We start from the raw sequence: 939 nt of genomic DNA on the forward strand, positions 1-939 counted from the left end.
GATCATCGACTTGGCGACCGGGCTGCTGGTCAGGGCGCGATAGGTCCCGGCGAGCTGCTCGTACCGGCGCCGCCCGGTGAGGCAGGATGGAACCAACGATCGTCGGGAGGAACGCTTTGATCCGGTATGCCGTGGTGCTGGGGTTGGGTTACGTGCTTGGTTCGAAGGCCGGGCGGCGCCGGTACGAGCAGCTCGCCGGGACCTATCGCGCCCTGACCAGCAGCCCGGTCGCCAAGTCGATGATCGAGGGCGGGCGCCGCAAGATCGCCAACCGGATCTCCCCGGACGCCGGCTTCGTCACCCTGACCGAGATCGACGACCAGACCGCGATCATGGAGCGGGACCCCGAGCGGGCAGGTGACGAGGCGCTCACACCGTCACATCGCCGCCGCTAGCCTGCTCCAGCAGGCTGCGGCGGTAGGCCTCCATCGCCACCAGGTCGCCGAACAGCGCGTGATACTCGTCGCCCTGCTCGATGGGCGACATGCGCTGCAGCTTCGATTTCACCTCGGCGATCTGCCGGCCCATCCACACCTCTTGCAGCCGGGCCAGCACCCCGCCGATGTAGCGCGGGAGCTTTTCCTCGTCGACGGCGATCGTCTCGACGCCGAGCTCGCTGATCAGGCCCGCGGTGAGCTCCGCCGCCGCCCCCTCGCGCACCGCCTCGATCCACTGCCCCCCGGTGATGCCGCTGGAGGTGCCGCCCGCGGCCTCGATGGCCGCGCGGACGGCGGCGTAGCCGGGGTGCGTGAAGCTCTCGACGGTCAGCGTGTCGAACACTGGGCCCGCCAGCGCCGGGTACTGCAGCGCCGACTTGAGCGCCTCACGCTGCGGCCACAGAGTGGGGTCGCGGGGGTCCGGGCGGGTGGCGCTTGCCGGTCTCCTTGCCGCTGCCGCCGAGCGTCACGCCGTGGTAGATCGTGACGTCCTCGCCGACCT

Annotated in this window: 1 protein-coding gene and 3 pseudogenes; 1 reads left to right on the forward strand and 3 read right to left on the reverse strand. The window is 70.6% G+C overall.

The features are described 5' to 3' along the window. Positions 1 to 96, reverse strand: a pseudogene (locus tag A5714_RS27225) (hypothetical protein); the annotation flags it as partial. A 20-nt stretch (positions 97 to 116) separates the two neighbouring features. Here A5714_RS27225 and A5714_RS18135 point away from each other — a divergent pair. Beyond that, complete coding sequence (locus A5714_RS18135) at positions 117 to 395, forward strand: hypothetical protein (protein WP_068284337.1); 279 nt, start codon at positions 117 to 119, stop codon at positions 393 to 395. On the opposite strand, the pseudogene A5714_RS18140 reads toward A5714_RS18135, so the two are convergent. Both A5714_RS18140 and A5714_RS26215 read right to left on the reverse strand, forming a co-directional pair. Continuing rightward, positions 370 to 897, reverse strand: a pseudogene (locus tag A5714_RS18140) (DNA primase); the annotation flags it as partial. The gene A5714_RS18135 and the pseudogene A5714_RS18140 overlap by 26 nt on opposite strands. Then, positions 863 to 939, reverse strand: a pseudogene (locus A5714_RS26215) (serine O-acetyltransferase); the annotation flags it as partial. The pseudogenes A5714_RS26215 and A5714_RS18140, both read right to left, overlap by 35 nt.

The sequence above is a fragment of the Mycobacterium sp. E2462 genome, assembly GCF_001672685.1.
Classification (GTDB): Bacteria; Actinomycetota; Actinomycetes; order Mycobacteriales; family Mycobacteriaceae; genus Mycobacterium.